Below are 15,021 nucleotides of genomic sequence, written 5' to 3' on the forward strand. Positions count from 1 at the left end.
TGAGGCTGCCGCGCAGCAATCAGTCAGCAGTGGGTTTCACGCACGATGGCATCGGCACGTTGCCGAACCTCAGGCCGCAGCGCCGTGCCCAGGCCCGGCCCCTGCGGCGCCAAGGCGAAGCCTGAGTCGATCTGCGGCAGTGCAGTGACCAGTTCGCCGTACCAGGTCGACAGCGACGCCCTGACGACCTCCTGCAACACTGCAGTCGGTGCATGCAGGCCCAGGTGCAGCCCGGCGAACAACGCCACCGGGCCGGTGCAGTCGTGGGGCGCCAGTGGCTTGTTGTAGGCTTGGGCCAGCGCAGCAATCTTGCGCGCTTCGCTGAAGCCGCCGCACCACACCAGGTCCAGCATCAGGTAATCGAGGCTGTCGGCCTTGAGCAGGTCGCGGTAGGCCGTGCTGCCACCCAGGGTCTCGCTGGCGCAGATAGGCACCCGTGTGCGCCTGCGCAGGTCGGCCAGGGCCTGGGCGTCGTCCATCTTGCATAGCGGGTCTTCCACCCAGTACACGTCAAAGGCTTCAAGTGCCTGGCAGATGCGCAGGGCTGCCGTGGTGTCCCACAGGCTGTGCAGCTCGCACATGATCTCGATGCGGTTGCCCACCGCCGCGCGAATCTGACGGAACGCTTCGCAGCCCTTCTGCACCTCGTCCAGGCTGATGGTGTTGGCCCCGGGCTGGCGGGCGAACTGGTCGAACGGCCAGATCTTCATGGCCGTGTAGCCTTCCTCCACCAGGCTGATGGCCAGGGCGCCGGCGTCGCGGCTGAAGGCCAGCTGATCGTCATAAGGGCCTTGGGCGCGGTCGCTTGCGCTGATCTCGCGGCGGGCGCCCTGCTGGGTGTTGAATTCGTAACCGGCGCAGGTGTTGTACACCCGGATGCGCTCCCGGCAGGCACCGCCGAGCGCTTCATGGATGGGGATACCGTGGCGCTGGCCTTTGAGGTCCCAGAGGGCGATGTCCACAGCACTGGCGGCGCGGATTTCGGCGCTGGCGCTGTGGTAACCCACGTAGGGGGTGGTGAGTTCCAGGGAAATGGCTTCAATCTGCCGCGAGTCGCGGCCAATCAATCCTGGGGCGATGAGTTCGTGGATGGCCGCCTCGACGGTGGCAGCACCGCGAAAGGTTTCGCCCAGGCCAATCAGGCCTTCATCGGTTTCGATCTCCAGCCAGAGCAGCTTGGGGCGTTCGGGCAGGCGCAGGGTTCTAACACAAGTGATCTTCGACATTGTTCTTGTCCTGAGTCCATTCCAGCAAATGGTATCGTTACCATTTCTGCTAAAAAACCTAGCGCATCCAAAATCTCAGGACAAGAGGGATTAGAAAAAAGTTTGCCGGAGCGTGAAAATGTTAACGCTAACTTTCCAGCGTCTGGGTGCTTTCACGCAGCACCAGGCTGAAGCCGATATCAACCGTCGCGGGCGACTGCGCATCGCCGCCCAGGCGCTCCAGCAACAGCCTGGCGGCGGTGTCGCCCATCAGGGTGCCGTCGATTCGCACCGTCGACAAGGCCGGAAAAGTGTGCGCGGCGAAGGCCATGTCACCAAAGCCCATCACCGCCAGTTGCCCGGGCACCGCGATGCCGCGGGCGGCCGCTTCGGTCAGCACGCCCTGGGCAATGGTGTCGGAGGTGCACACCACGGCGCAAGGGCCTTCACTCTCGTGGGCGGACTGCTCCAGCAGCACGCTCAGGCCTTCACGGCCCTGGGCCAGGGACGGCAGCCCCTGCCAGGTCTGGCGCTGCACGTCGGTGATGCCCTGCTCGGCCAGGGCCTGGGTGAAGCTGTCGGCACGGCGCAGGCCACGCGGGTCGTCAACGGCCAGCAGGGCGAAGCGCCGATAGCCTTGGCCCAGCAGCTGCCGCGCCACCTCGCGCCCGGCCTGTTCGTGGGAAAACCCGACCAGCATGTCGATCGGCTCGGCAGACAGGTCCCAGGTTTCCACCACCGGCACACCGGCCGCACGCAGGCGGTTGCGGCTGAGGTTGGTGTGCAGGGTGCCGGTGAGGATGATGCCGTCGGGGCGGCGGCTGAGGATCACCTCCAGCAGTTCCTGCTCCTGCTCGGTCTGGTAGCCCGAGACGCCCAGCAGCACCTGGTAACCGGCCTTGATCAGGCGTTCGTTGATGGCCTGGAAGGTGTCGGAGAAGATCGGGTTGGTGACCATCGGCACCACCACCGCCACCAGCCGGGTGCGGCTGGACTTCAGCGCGCCGGCCAGGCGGTTGTGCACGTAGCCGGTCTGCTCGATGGCCCGGCGCACCTTGAGCCGGGTGGGTTCGCGCACGGTGTCCGGCTGGTTCAAGTAGCGCGACACCGTCATCGGTGCGACGCCAGCCAAGCGCGCCACATCGCTCAAGGTGACTGTCGCGCGCACCTGCCCTTTGCCGTCTGAAGCCATACCCGCCTTACCCCGTGGATGCACCGTTGCTGAAGTCGAGCAAGAGTAGCCTGCGACAATCTTGAAGGAAACCCGTCAAAACAGTCATGGCGCGGGCCGCCGCTGCGCCCATAGACTCGCCCCGCCTGCCACAAGGCCGGCCCCATAACAATAACGCACGCGTCGCCAGTGCCTCTTGGCCGACGCACGTCCTGAGGATGATGGACATGAATCGACGTGAAGCCCTGATCTCACTCGTTCAACTCAGCGCCCTAGGCGCCATCGGCAGCGCCAGTGCCGGCGTGCTCGCCAACGACCGCACGCTGGCCATCGGCACCCGCGCCGATGCCCTGCCCCAACCACCGCAACCCGGCGCCCTTGCCTACCTCAGCGCAGACGAAGCCCGGGAAGTGACGGCCATCTTCGACCGCCTGATCCCCGAGGACGAGCTGGGCATGAGCGCCAGCCAGGCCGGCTGCGTGGTGTTTCTCGACCGGCAACTGGCCGGCCCCTATGGCCAGGCCGCCAGCACCTATCGCCTCGGCCCCTACCTGCAGGGCACGCCCGAGCAAGGGCCACAGTTCAGGCTGACGCCCGCGCAGCGTTACCGCGAAGGCCTGGCACGGCTCGCTCAGTACTGCCAGCAGCAGCACGGCCGGCCGTTCAGCGGCCTGACCGGTGAACAGCAGGATGCCCTGCTGCGCGCGATGGAGGCCGGTGCTGCGCCGCTGGACGCCGACTTCTTCGCCCTGCTGCTGCAGAACGTGCGCGAAGGCTACCTGGCCGACCCCATGTATGGCGGCAACCGCGACATGGTTGGCTGGCGGCTGATCGGTTTCCCCGGCGCCCGCTACGACTACCGCCCATACCTGCACAGGAAAGGCCTGCCGCTCGACCTGGAGCCGGTGAGCCTGCTTGAGCGGGCGAGCTAAGCCCACCCGCCTCCTTCCCCCAGTTTTGCGCAAGGCAGCCCCGTGGCCCTGCCGACCCCCGCCTGCGCACGCCCCAAGGAATACAGATGAAAACGACAAGAGCCAAAGCGGACGTGGTGGTGATCGGCCTGGGCTGGTCCGGCTCGGTCATCGCCGAGGAGCTGGCCAGGGCCGGGCTCAAGGTGGTGGCCATCGAGCGTGGCGCCTGGCGCGACACCGCCAGTGACTTCCCGCCCTCGGTGGACACCGACGAATTGCGCTGGGCGACCCGCAAGGAAATCCTCCAGCCACCGCGCCTGGAAACCTACACCGTGCGCAACCACGCCGGCCAGCAGGCCCTGCCGGTGCGCGAGTGGAGCAACCTGACCCTCGGCAACAACGTCGGCGGCGCCGGTACCCACTGGGCCGCCGCGTCCTGGCGTTTCAACCCGTTCGACTTCGAGCCTTACAGCAGGACCGTGGAACGCTATGGCAAGCAGCAACTGGTGCCAGGCCTGCAGGTGCAGGACTGGGGCGTGACCTACGCCGAACTCGAACCCTTCTACGACCGCTTCGAGCGCATCGCCGGCACCAGCGGTAAAGCGGGCGTGATCGAAGGCCAGGTAGTACCCGGCGGCAACCCCTTCGAAGGTTCGCGCAGCCGTGAATTTCCGACCCCGCCGCTGGTGCCCAGCCACTGGAACGACATCTTCACCCGCAAGACCTCCGAGCTGGGCTACCACCCCTTCCCGGTCCCCGCCGGCACGATTTCCCAGGCCTACGTCAACCCACTGGGCGTGCGCATGGGCCCTTGCACCTATTGCGGCTACTGCCAGCTGTTCGGCTGCGGCAACTGGTCCAAGAGCAGCCCCAACGCCTGCGTGGTGCCGGCGCTGATGCGCCACCCGAGCTTCGAACTGCTGACCGAAACCGAAGTGCTGCACATCAACAAGTCCGCCGATGGCAAGACCGCCACCGGGGTCAGCTACATCGACAAACACGGCATACAGGGTGAACAGCCCGCCGACATCGTCATCGTCGCCGCCTACCAGCTCGACAACGTGCGCCTGATGCTGCTTTCGGGCATCGGCGAGCCCTATGACCCGCGCACCCGCCGTGGCGTGATCGGGCGCAACTACAGCTTCCAGACGCTCTCCTACGCCTACCTGTGGTTCGAGCAGGAACACCTTAATCCGTTCATCAACACCGGATGCCTGGCCATCCAGATCGACGACTTCAACGCCGATAACTTCGACCACAGCGGCCTGGGCTTCATCGGCGGCGCGGGCATCCAGTCGCTGTCCAACAGCGGCCTGCCGATCGGCATGGCTGGCGTGCTGCCCAAAGGCGCACCGACCTGGGGCAAAGGCTGGAAGCAGGCATTCCGGCACAGCTACCAGAACTGGGCGATGATCCAGGGCCAGGGCACCAGCTATGCCCACGAGGACATGTACTTCGACCTCGACCCGACCTACAAGGACAACTACGGTCGACCACTGATGCGCATGACCTTCGACTACAACCTCAACGACAAGCGCTCGGGCGAATTCATCCGCAAGCAATGCGAACAGATCGCCCAGGCCGTCGGCGGCCAGCATATCGAGTCGTACAACTTCGCTGCCGACCATTACACGCCGTTTCGCGCCAACGACTCCTCGCACACCAATGGCGGCGTGGTGATGGGCACCGACCCGCGCACCAGCGCCCTGAACCGCTACCAGCAGTGCTGGGCGGCGCACAACGTGTTCGTCCTCGGCGCCTCGTCATTCCCCAACAACGCCGGCTACAACCCCACCGTGACCATCGGCGCCCTGGCCTTGTGGACGGCCAAGGCGATCATCGAACAGTACATGAAGAACCCCGGCCCGCTGGTGCAGGCGTGAAAGGAGCTGCCATGAAGACCAAGACCTTGCTGGCCAGCTGCATCGCACTGGCGCTGGCCGGCCTCACCGCTGCCGTGCTGCACAACAGCGACAGTGCCGCTGACAACGTCGCCGATGACCAACTGACAGCCGCCGGCGCCCTTGCTGTCGACCCTGCTGCCGCCGCCCGCGGCGCATACGTCTCGGCCCAGGCCGACTGTGCGGCTTGCCATACCAAGCCAGGCGGCCCGGCGTTCGCGGGCGGTTACGGGTTGCAGACGCCCTTTGGCGTGATCTACTCGACCAACATCACCCCCGACCCGCAGACCGGCATCGGCCACTGGACCGAGCGCGACTTCTTCCGTGCGGTACGCCACGGCCAGCGCAAGGACGGGCAACGGCTGTACCCGGCCATGCCCTACAACGCCTACGTCAAGGTCAGCGACGCCGACCTGCATGACTTGTGGGCGTACCTGCGCACAGTGCAACCGGTGCAGCAGGCGCCCACGCCCAACACCCTGGGGTTCCCGTTCAACATTCGCCAGACCTTGCTGGGTTGGAATCTGCTGTTCTTCGACAATAGCCCGTTCGTGCAGCAACCCGAACAGTCCGCGCAATGGAACCGCGGGCGCTACCTGGTGGACGGCGCCGGCCATTGCGCAGCCTGCCACACGCCGAAGAACCTGCTCGGTGGCGACACCGGCCGCTACCTGCAGGGCGCCGAGCTGCTCGGCAGCTACGCGCCGGAAATCACCGGCGACCGTTATCGCGGGCTGGGCAGCTGGAGCGCAGAGCAGATAGCGGTCTACCTCAAGACCGGCGCCAACCATCAGGCAATTGCTTCGGGGCCAATGGGCGAGGCGATCGAGTTTTCCACTCAGCACCTGAGCGACCAGGATCTGACCGCGATCGCCGAATACCTCAAATCAGTCGAAGGATCGAAGACCACCCCGCCGCCCGCCATTGCCGCCAGCGAACCGGTCATGCAGCGCGGTGCGCAGGTGTATGAGCTCAACTGCATGGCCTGTCACAGCGTTAGGGGCGAAGGCCTGCCCGGCATGGTCACCGGCTTTGCCGACAACCCCGGAATTCGCACGCCAAGTGCTGCGAACCTGGTGGACACGGTGCTCAAGGGCGGCCAGGCGGTGATCACCGAGGGCAATGTAACCGGGGCCGGCATGCCTTCATTTGATTGGAAACTCAGCGACAGCGACATCGCCGCCGTGCTGACCTATGTGCGCAATAGCTGGGGCAACGCCGCACCTGAGGTCGAGGCTCAGGCGGTTACTCGCACACGGGAGCACCTTGGTCTGCAGCCAGCGATGAAGAACCATTTCTGAGCGGATCGAAAAAAAGCCGGTAAAAATCTTTACCGGCTATACCGCCAAGGCACGGCGGTCACTCCTCGTACATGACCTGATAAATCAGAACAGCGGCAGTGTGTAGCTCACGATCAGCCGGTTCTCATCAATATCGCGCTGGTAATTGGAGCGCAGCGCCGCGTTGCGCCACAGCACGTTGACGTTCTTCAGCGGCCCGGACTGGATGGTGTAACCCAGGTCGGTGTCGCGCTCCCACTCGCGCCCTTCCCCGGCGAAGGTGGCCGGGTTGGCATGATCGGCATGGTTGTAGCGGGTCGAGAACGTCAGCCCCGGAATGCCCAGGGCGACGAAGTCGTAGGCGTAGCGCAGCTGCCAGGTGCGCTCGCCGGTTTCCATGAAGTCGGCGGCCATCATGTAGTTGGTCAGGTAGGCATCAGTGCCGATCAGGTAAGGCATGGCCGTGGAGCCAGACAGCCCTTGATAGGCGACGCCGAGCGTATGCCCGGCCTGACTGTAACTGAGCAGCACGTTGAGCGTACGGTTGTCGACCGGGCCGGCCAGCGCCTCGCCCTTGTCGTCGCTGATGAAGTAGCGCGCATCCAGGGCCAGCTTGCCGGGGCCCAGCGCGGTGCTGCCGAGCAGGCCGAAATAGTGCTGGCCGTAGACCTCGTCGAGTTCGCCGTACTGGTAGCTGAGGCTCAGGTTGGGGTTGACCACGTAGTCCACCCCGCCCATGCGAAAGTCGTCAGCCTTGGGCGTGCCGCTGAAACGCCGGTTCTTGTTGACCAGGCTCATGGCCTCTGTATGGGAATAATCACGCTTGGTGGTCCGGTCGATCTGCGCGTAGGTGAAGGTCAGGCTATCCAGTTCTTTGGAGGTGAGCACACCACCCTGGAAGGTCTGCGGCAGGATGCGCCCGGTGCTGGAGGCGATGGTCGGGTACTTGAGCAACTGGGTGCCGATCTTCAGCTCGGTCTTCGACAGGCGTGCCTTGGCGGTCACGCCGAACTTGCTGTACTGGTCCGGGGCGCGACCGTCGTCGCCCACCGGCAGCAACCCGGTACCACTGCGGCCTGGGCCTGAGTCGAGCTTTAGGCCGAGCATGCCGAGGGCGTCGACGCCAAAGCCGAGGGTGCCAGGGGTGTAGCCGGAGCGGAAATCGAGGATGAAGCCCTGGGCCCATTCTTCGCGCTTGGAGATGCCGGCGTCTTCGCGGAAATCGCGGTTGAGGTAGAAGTTCTGGGCTTTCAGCGAGGCCTGGCTATCTTCAAGGAAACCTTCGGCGTGGGCCGGAAGGGTGAAGCACAGCAGTGAGGCAGCAGGCAGGATCTTGTTGTTTTTGTGCATGGCTGGTCCATTCGGCCAGGCTGGGGCGCTGGCCGTTATCGTTGTTGTTTGTGAGGGCCTCTTCGCAGGCAAGCCCGATCCCACAGGGAGCCTGAGCTCAAGGTGAACCTTGTAGGAGCGGCTTTAGCCGCGAAGAGGCCGGGTCAGGCGAGCACGCCTATCTGCCATGGGCAGAATTCATCCTCGCCCAGGCCGTTGAGCTCGCTCTTGGTCGCCTCCCCCGAAGCATGGGCGAGCAACCGCTCGAAGATTTCCTGGCCCATCTGGCCAATGGTCTTGTCGCCGTCGATGATCTGCCCGCAGTTGATGTCCATGTCGTCGCTCATGCGCTGGTACATGGGCGAGTTGCTGGCCAGTTTGAAGGTCGGCGCCGGCACCGAGCCGAAGCATGAACCTCGACCGGTGGTGAAGGCGATCAGGTTGGCGCCGCCGGCGATCTGGCCGGTGGCCGAAACCGGGTCGTAGCCGGGGGTGTCCATGAACACCAGCCCGTGGGTCTTTACCGGGTGGGCATATTCGTACACATCCATCAGCGGCGCATTGCCGCCCTTCTTCGCGCCGCCCAAGGACTTTTCCAATACGTTGGCCAAACCACCAGCGTTGTTGCCAGGGCTGACCCGGCCGTTGATCTGGGTGTCGCGCCCGCGGTTGTATTCCAGCCACCACTCGATGCGCTCGATCAGCTTTCGACCCACCGCCGCAGTGGCCGCACGGGCGGTCAGGGTGTGCTCGACGCCGAAAATTTCCGACGTTTCAGAAAGAATCGCAGTGCCGCCATGGCGCACCAGGATATCCACCGCCGCGCCCAGCGCCGGGTTCGCCGAGAGGCCGGAGAAACCATCAGAACCGCCGCACTGCATGCCGACCATCAAGTGCTCGGCGGACACCGGCTGGCGCCGCGCCTGATCGGCCTTGGGCAGCATGCCTTCGATCAGCGCGATGCCCTGGTCGGTGGCGCTTTTCACCCCGCCCACGTCCTGGATCACCAGTTTCTTCAGCATGTCGCTTTCCACCAGCCCTTCCTGCTCGAAGAAGCCATGGATGTTGTTGCGCTCGCAGCCCAGGGCGATGACCACCGCACCCACGGTGTTGGGGTGCTTGATGTAGCCACCGATGGTGCGACGCAGCAGGTCCATCGGTTCGCCAGTCATTTCCATGCCGCAGCCGATTTCATGTACGTAGGGCACCACGCCGTCGATATTGGGGAAGCCGGCCAGGCGGCGTTCGTCGAAGTGATTGGCGACCTTGCGCGCCACGGTGGCGCCGCAGTTGCCGACCACGAACACCCCCAGGTAGTTACGGGTGGCTACACGACCGTCTTCCCGGACGATGCCCTGGAAGGTCGCACGCTGCTCTGGCGGCAGCATGTCGGTGGGTACATAGTCCAGGCCGTAGCGGTAGTCGCGGTCAGTTTCACCAAAGGCAATGTTGTGGCTGTGCATCCAGGTACCCGGCAGCAGGTCTTCGGCGGCATAGCCGATCACCGTGTTGTACTTGAGTACCGGCTCGCCCTTGGCGATCAGCCGGGCAGCAACTTTGTGCCCCAGCGGTACGGGTTGCCGAGTGGTCACGCCTTCACCGGGAATGGCGGTGCCGGCGGGGATTTCGACGCGCGCGACAACGACATTGTCAGCGGCATCGAGGCGAATGACGGGGCTCACTTCACGGTGACTCATGGTGTTTTCCTATGGGTATGTCATACACGGCGATGGCGACAGAAGCGCCACCGCCGTGGCGTGCTCAGGGGCGTTTGCCGAATTCGGCGCTGTGCTGGGTCCAGGCCAGGGCTTGTTCACTGAGGGAGAAACCCAGCCCCGGACGGTTGGGCACCCACATGCGCCCGTCACGCAGCGCCAAGCGCTCGTTGAACATCGGTTCGAGCCATTCGAAGTGCTCCAGCCAGGGCTCTTCCGGATAGGCCGCCGCCAGGTGCAGGTGAATCTCCATGGCGAAGTGCGGCGCCAGCTTCAGGCCCTTGAAGCTGGCCAGGTTCATGATCTGCAGAAATGGCGTAATGCCACCGACTCGCGGCGCATCGGGTTGCACGAAGTCACAGGCGTTGGCGGTGATCAACTGCGCGTGCTCGTTGAAGCTGGTAAGCATCTCGCCGGTGGCGATGGCGGTGTCCAGCGACGCGGCCAAGGCAGCGTGGCCTTCGACGTCGGCGCTGTCCAAAGGCTCTTCGATCCAGGTCAGGTCGAATTGCTCGAGCTTGCGGCAGAAGCGCTGGGCGGTGACTCGATCCCATTGCTGGTTGGCGTCGACCATCAGCGGGAAGCCTTCACCCAATTGCTCGCGTACGGCCTGCACGCGCTTGAAATCGATGCCGGTGTCCGGCTGGCCCACCTTGATCTTGATGCCGCCGATGCCGTTGTCCCGGGAGGTCTGCACGTTCTCCAGGACCTTTTCCAGCGGTGTCGACAGGTAGCCGCCCGAGGTGTTGTAGCACTGCACAGAATCGCGGTGGGCACCGAGCAACTTGGCCAGCGGCAGGCCGGCGCGCTTGGCTTTCAAGTCCCACAAGGCGATGTCGAACGGCGCGATGGCCTGGGTGGTCAGGCCGCTGCGGCCCATCGAGGCGCCGGCCCAGAGCAGCTTGTTGTAGAGCTTGGCGATGTCGTTGGGATCTTCCCCCAGCAGGGTCGGGGCGATTTCCTGGGCGTGGGCATACATGCCCGGACCGCCAGCGCGCTTGGAGTAACCGAAGCCGATGCCTTCGTGGCCTTCGCGGGTACGGATTTCAGCGAAGATGAACGCGATTTCGGTCAGCGGCTTCTGCCGCCCGGTCAGCACCTTGGCATCGCTGATCGGCGCACCCAGTGGCAGCACGGTGTAGGACAGCTTGATCCAGGCAATGCTGTCGGTGGTGGCTGGCCCGGGTTGCAGGGCGGCGATTTTCGGGTCGATGTAGACGTTGCTTTCGATCATGGAGTCGTCCTCTGGATCACTGAGCGTTAAGGTTTGCCGGTCAAGTCGGACAGTTGCAGGCGCTGGATGCGGCCAACGATCACCAGGTAGGAGAACGCCGCCAGCAGGCCATGGGCGCCGACATAGATGAGTGCGCTGTTGAACGAGCCGCTGGAATGCAGCAGGTAGCCGATGACCACCGGTGTGACGATGCCGGCGGTATTGCCCAGTGCGTTGAACACGCCGCCGGTCATGCCGATCATTTCCCGTGGGGCGGTGTCGGCCACCACGCTGAAGCCGAGGTTGCCAAAGCCTTTGCCAAAGAACGCCAGGCTCATCACCGCGATCACCAGCCACTGGGCGTCGACGTAGTTGCACAGCATCATGGTCGAGCTCAACAGCACGCCGGTGATGATTGGCGTCTTGCGGGCAATGCTCAGGGACTTCGTGCGGCGCAACAGGTAATCGGAGAAGAAGCCCGACGACACTGCACCGATCAGCCCGCACAGGGCCGGGATGGAGGCCACCAGGCCCGCCTGGAGGATGTCGAAGCCGCGTTCCTTGACCAGGTAGATCGGGAACCAGGTCACGTAGAACCAGGTAACCGCACTGACGCAGTACTGGCTGATGAACATGCCCAGCAGCATGCGGCTCTTGAACAGCAGGCCCACTTCAGCCAATGAGCTACGGCGTTTTTCCTTGGGCAGCGAGGCCTGGGCTTCGAGATCGACCAGCGCTTCGCCCTTGCGCAGGTAGTCGAGTTCCTCGCCATTCATCTTCGGATGGCTGACCGGCAAGTAGTAGTTTTTCCACCAGATCGCGGCGATAGCAAACCCGACGATCCCCATGACGATGAACACGTACTGCCAACCGAAGGCGTAGCAAAGCCAGCCCATGAATGGCGTGAAGAACGCCAGCGAGATGTATTGGGCGCTGTTGAAAATGGCCCCGGCCATGCCCCGCTCCGCCGACGGGAACCAGGAGGCGATCACCCGGGTCGACGCCGGCCCCACCGGCGCTTCCGCCACGCCCAGCAGAAAGCGCAGGGCCAGCAGCAGCGGCACGATCATGCCGAGGTAATGCACCAGGCCCATGCACACCGTGAATGCCGACCAGATGCAGATGGCAAGGGCCATGGTCTTTTTCGAACCGAAGCGATCGGCCAGCCAGCCGGAGGGAATCAGGAAGATCACATAGGCCCAGCTGAAAATGGAGAACAGATAGCCCATTTCCACCGAGCTGATGCCGAGTTCCTTGCTCATGTCGGAACCGGCCACCGACAGGGCGGCGCGGTCACCGCTGCTCAGGGCCAGGACCATGGTGATCAAAGCCAGGATCAGGTACCGATAGCGGGTAGCCGTGGTGGACGCGGCCACGGCGCCGGGGGCAGGCCCGGCGGCGTAGGTGTCGTGGTTGTGCATCGCGGTTGCCTCATTGTTTTTATTGGCGTGTTGCAGGGCCTTGCACCGGCGCCTGCTTTGGATTCTGGCAGCTTGCAGCCCTGCTGGAGAGCTGTTTCCGACCAATGACAGCGTTATCAAATGACAGCGCTGTCATTTATCCTAGGCCTTATTCTGCGCGGGTTGCAAATTGGCATTCCGGTGAAATTCCCATGTACTGGGAATGCTTCAAAAGGGGCAGGAAAGCGTGCGCCGTTCCGGTAGAATCGACCCACCCGCCACCCCGCCTGCCTTGAGGCTTCGCATGCTGGAAACGTCCGTAATCACCGCCAGCCCGAAACCGGGCCCCGCCACCCTCGATGACGTGGCGAAGATGGCCAAGGTTTCGCCCATCACCGTTTCCCGGGTGATCAACCGGCCGGAACTGGTGTCGGAAAAAACCCAGAAAAAGGTACGCAATGCCATCCGCAAGACCGGCTATGTGCCGAATATGCTGGCGGGCGCATTGGTTTCACAGCGCAGCCGGCTGGTCATCGTGGTGGTGCCGAACATTGCCAACCGGGCCTTTGTCGACACCATCACCCAGCTCGGCCAGCGCCTGGCCAAGGCGCGCTACCAGCTGTTGCTCAGCCAGTCGGACCTGGTGCACAGCAGTGAAGCGGAATTGATCGACGCGATCCTCGCCCGCCGCCCCGACGGCATCGTACTGACCCGCCAACTGCAAAGCCCTGAAGCACGGGAAAAGCTGATCGCCCGTGGCATTCCGGTAGTGGAGACCTGGGAGCTGGCGGTGAACCCGATCGACACTGTGGTCGGCTTTTCCCACGAAGCCGTCGGCCAGGCAATGGCCGAGCACATCATCGAACGTGGCAACCGCCGCGTCGGCCTGATCTGGAGCGACGACGCCCGTGCCACCCGCCGGCGCCAGGCGTGTGTCGCCACTCTGCACGCAGCCGGCGCCGAAGTGGTCGCCTGCGAGCTTGAAGCCGTGCCGGTGAACATGGGCCATGGCCGTGAGGCCATGGCCCGGCTGCTGGCGGCGAAGGTGCCGATGGATGCGGTGATCTGCAGCATCGACCTGCTTGCCCAAGGGGTCATGGCCGAAGCGCAGGCCAACGGCCTGCGGGTGCCTCAAGACTTGGCGGTGATGGGCTTCGGCAACCTGGAATTCGCCGCGCATACCCACCCACGCCTGAGCACGGTGAATGTCGACGGCGGGCGCATTGGCCTGCGTACGGCGGAACTGCTGCTGCAACGGATCGAAGGCAGCCTGGGACGGGGGGAACAGGTGGAGGATGTGGGCTTCAACCTGGTGGTTCGCGAAAGCACCTGAGGGCTGCAAGCGTCAATTGTCCGCCCAACGCCGCAACTGCGCCGCCATGTGATCCCAAGCCTGCTCGACTTCGGCCACGCCGAACGCGCGTAGGCTCGAATGCACCCTGCCCTCGCCCACCCAGGCCCGGGCCACCAGCACCAAGGCCGGCGCCAGCCCGGCAAACGGCCGCGGTGCCGTGCGGGCACGGCAGGTGGCGAGAAAGGCTTCGCGCCGGCTGTTGTCGATGTAGGCCTGCATGGCAGGGTCGAGCGGACGGGATAACAAGGGCAATCCTCCAGGTCAGCGCAAGGGCAAGGTATAGGCGATGATTACCCGGTTTTCATCACGCCTGCCGGTCGCATCGCCCCGCAGCTCGACGTTGCGCCAGCGCAGCGCGAGGTTCTTCAGGGGCCCGCTCTGGATCACGTAGGTAATGTCCAGGTTGCGCTCCCATTCGCTGCCGTCCTCACCGGCCACCTTGAAATTGTCGCCCTTCACGTAGCGGGCGAACGCGGTCAGCCCTGGTACGCCAAGGGCAGCGAAGTCGAGGTCGTAGCGGGCCTGCCAGGAGCGCTCCTGGGCACGGTCGAAGCGCAGCACCTGTACCGCGTTGGGCACCCCGGGCAGGTCGGTGTCGTGGATGAACGGCAAGGCGCTGTCACCGGCGTTGTACTGGTAGCCGAGGCGAAACGTTTGCGCGCGCAGGTTGGCGCTGAGCATCGCCGAGGTCATGCGGCTGTCGAGCTGGCCGGCCTTTTCGCTGCCGGATTCGCCGGTGTCGAGGTAGTTGAGCGTGCCGGAAAGGTTCCAGTCGCCGGCCTTGAGGGTGTGGGTGCCGGTGTACAGGGTTTGCTGGTAGACATCCGCCAGGCGACCGGTCCACACCCCCAGCGAGGTCTGCGGCGTGGCGCGCCAGCTGCCACCGAGGTAATCGAAGCGGTCGCTGAACACGCTGTAGTAATTGCCCACCTGGATATCCCGGGCGCCGGCAAATTCGCGCTGGTTGACCTTGCGCATCTGGCCCAGGCCGATGTCGAGGTTGTCCAGTTCGCGGATATCCAGCATCGCACCCTCGAAGAACTGCGGCAGCAGGCGTGCGTCGCCGGAACTGACCAGCGGGATCTTCGGGAACAGCCCGCCCACCTTGAGTTCACTCTTCGAGTACTTGAACTTGACCGCTGCCGTGGCCTCGGAGAAGTCGTCCACCGAGCGCGGATCAGCATTGCGTGGCCCGCCGGCACGGTCATAGGCCCCCGGCAGCAGGCCGGTGCCGCTGCGCGAGGGCGACGAATCGAGCTTCACGCCAAGGCCTGCGTACACGTCCAGGCCCACGCCGATGGTCGTGTCGGTGTAACCCGACTCGCCCTTGAGGATGAAGCCCTGGGCCCACTCCTCCAGCTTCGACTGGGCAGGCTTGGTCGAGTCGCGCAGGTCGTGGTTGTAGTAGAAGTTGCGAAAGGTCAGGTTGGCCTTGCTGTCGTCCAGAAACGCACCCTGAGCATACAGCGGGCCGAGGCCGAGCAGCAGGGACAGGGGTTTTGCAGCGCGAGCGAAGCCCGCTCCAGTCGAGGAGTGTTTCAT

At 64.4% G+C, this 15,021-nt stretch carries 11 protein-coding genes and 1 pseudogene; 4 read left to right on the forward strand and 8 right to left on the reverse strand.

All coding sequences use genetic code 11. From position 1 onward, the window contains the following. Positions 1–23 precede the first annotated feature (23 nt). Positions 24–1,226, reverse strand: coding sequence for a mandelate racemase/muconate lactonizing enzyme family protein (locus F3J45_RS03580; RefSeq protein WP_167057451.1), 1,203 nt, complete (start codon positions 1,224–1,226; stop codon positions 24–26). 127 nt (positions 1,227–1,353) lie between these two features. Then, positions 1,354–2,397 (reverse strand): LacI family DNA-binding transcriptional regulator, encoded by a 1,044-nt coding sequence (locus F3J45_RS03585; protein WP_167057454.1) that lies wholly within the window; start codon positions 2,395–2,397, stop codon positions 1,354–1,356. Between the two features lie 206 nt (positions 2,398–2,603). Here F3J45_RS03585 and F3J45_RS03590 point away from each other — a divergent pair, with 206 nt between their 5' ends. The 3 genes from F3J45_RS03590 to F3J45_RS03600 all read left to right on the forward strand — a co-directional run bounded on the left by F3J45_RS03590 (position 2,604) and on the right by F3J45_RS03600 (position 6,489). Continuing rightward, positions 2,604–3,308 carry a gluconate 2-dehydrogenase subunit 3 family protein gene (locus F3J45_RS03590; RefSeq protein WP_167057457.1) on the forward strand — a complete coding sequence of 235 codons (705 nt, stop codon included), beginning with the start codon at positions 2,604–2,606 and terminating at the stop codon, positions 3,306–3,308. Positions 3,309–3,394: 86 nt separating this feature from the next. Beyond that, entirely contained in the window at positions 3,395–5,170 is a 1,776-nt protein-coding gene (locus tag F3J45_RS03595) for a GMC family oxidoreductase (protein WP_167057460.1), read from the forward strand. An 11-nt stretch (positions 5,171–5,181) separates the two neighbouring features. After that, positions 5,182–6,489 carry a cytochrome c gene (locus tag F3J45_RS03600; protein WP_167057463.1) on the forward strand — a complete coding sequence of 436 codons (1,308 nt, stop codon included), beginning with the start codon at positions 5,182–5,184 and terminating at the stop codon, positions 6,487–6,489. An 84-nt stretch (positions 6,490–6,573) separates the two neighbouring features. Here the strand turns inward: F3J45_RS03600 and F3J45_RS03605 are convergent, their stop codons facing one another. From F3J45_RS03605 to F3J45_RS03620, 4 genes and pseudogenes are all read right to left on the reverse strand, one after another. After that, positions 6,574–7,818, reverse strand: a complete 1,245-nt coding sequence (locus F3J45_RS03605) for an OprD family porin (RefSeq protein WP_167057467.1) — start codon at positions 7,816–7,818, stop codon at positions 6,574–6,576. 143 nt (positions 7,819–7,961) lie between these two features. Further along, entirely contained in the window at positions 7,962–9,494 is a 1,533-nt protein-coding gene (locus F3J45_RS03610) for a UxaA family hydrolase (RefSeq protein WP_167057470.1), read from the reverse strand. Between the two features lie 64 nt (positions 9,495–9,558). Continuing rightward, positions 9,559–10,686 (reverse strand): annotated as a pseudogene (locus F3J45_RS03615) (mandelate racemase/muconate lactonizing enzyme family protein); the annotation flags it as partial. Positions 10,687–10,772: 86 nt separating this feature from the next. Next, a complete protein-coding gene (locus tag F3J45_RS03620; protein WP_167057476.1) occupies positions 10,773–12,146 on the reverse strand; it encodes an MFS transporter in 1,374 nt (457 codons plus the stop codon). 283 nt (positions 12,147–12,429) lie between these two features. Between F3J45_RS03620 and F3J45_RS03625 the strand changes: the two genes are divergently transcribed. Then, positions 12,430–13,458: a LacI family DNA-binding transcriptional regulator gene (locus F3J45_RS03625; RefSeq protein ID WP_167057479.1), complete on the forward strand. Its 1,029-nt coding sequence runs from the start codon at positions 12,430–12,432 to the stop codon at positions 13,456–13,458. Positions 13,459–13,470: 12 nt separating this feature from the next. Here the strand turns inward: F3J45_RS03625 and F3J45_RS03630 are convergent, their stop codons facing one another. After that, positions 13,471–13,725 carry a hypothetical protein gene (locus F3J45_RS03630; protein ID WP_167057482.1) on the reverse strand — a complete coding sequence of 85 codons (255 nt, stop codon included), beginning with the start codon at positions 13,723–13,725 and terminating at the stop codon, positions 13,471–13,473. Between the two features lie 15 nt (positions 13,726–13,740). Next, positions 13,741–15,021, reverse strand: a complete 1,281-nt coding sequence (locus F3J45_RS03635) for an OprD family porin (RefSeq protein ID WP_167057485.1) — start codon at positions 15,019–15,021, stop codon at positions 13,741–13,743.

Origin of the sequence: Pantoea sp. Ap-967 (genome assembly GCF_011752565.1) — a bacterium.
Lineage (GTDB): Bacteria > Pseudomonadota > Gammaproteobacteria > Pseudomonadales > Pseudomonadaceae > Aquipseudomonas.

Bases quoted from the DNA above. Each gene is read 5' to 3' on its own strand.
- F3J45_RS03635 (WP_167057485.1), bottom strand. From the start codon at position 15,021: ATGAAACACTCCTCGACTGGAGCGGGCTTCGCTCGCGCTGCAAAACCC.
- F3J45_RS03610 (WP_167057470.1), bottom strand. From the start codon at position 9,494: ATGAGTCACCGTGAAGTGAGCCCCGTCATTCGCCTCGATGCCGCTGAC.
- F3J45_RS03600 (WP_167057463.1), top strand. From the start codon at position 5,182: ATGAAGACCAAGACCTTGCTGGCCAGCTGCATCGCACTGGCGCTGGCC.
- F3J45_RS03605 (WP_167057467.1), bottom strand. From the start codon at position 7,818: ATGCACAAAAACAACAAGATCCTGCCTGCTGCCTCACTGCTGTGCTTC.
- F3J45_RS03625 (WP_167057479.1), top strand. From the start codon at position 12,430: ATGCTGGAAACGTCCGTAATCACCGCCAGCCCGAAACCGGGCCCCGCC.
- F3J45_RS03585 (WP_167057454.1), bottom strand. From the start codon at position 2,397: ATGGCTTCAGACGGCAAAGGGCAGGTGCGCGCGACAGTCACCTTGAGC.
- F3J45_RS03620 (WP_167057476.1), bottom strand. From the start codon at position 12,146: ATGCACAACCACGACACCTACGCCGCCGGGCCTGCCCCCGGCGCCGTG.
- F3J45_RS03595 (WP_167057460.1), top strand. From the start codon at position 3,395: ATGAAAACGACAAGAGCCAAAGCGGACGTGGTGGTGATCGGCCTGGGC.
- F3J45_RS03590 (WP_167057457.1), top strand. From the start codon at position 2,604: ATGAATCGACGTGAAGCCCTGATCTCACTCGTTCAACTCAGCGCCCTA.
- F3J45_RS03580 (WP_167057451.1), bottom strand. From the start codon at position 1,226: ATGTCGAAGATCACTTGTGTTAGAACCCTGCGCCTGCCCGAACGCCCC.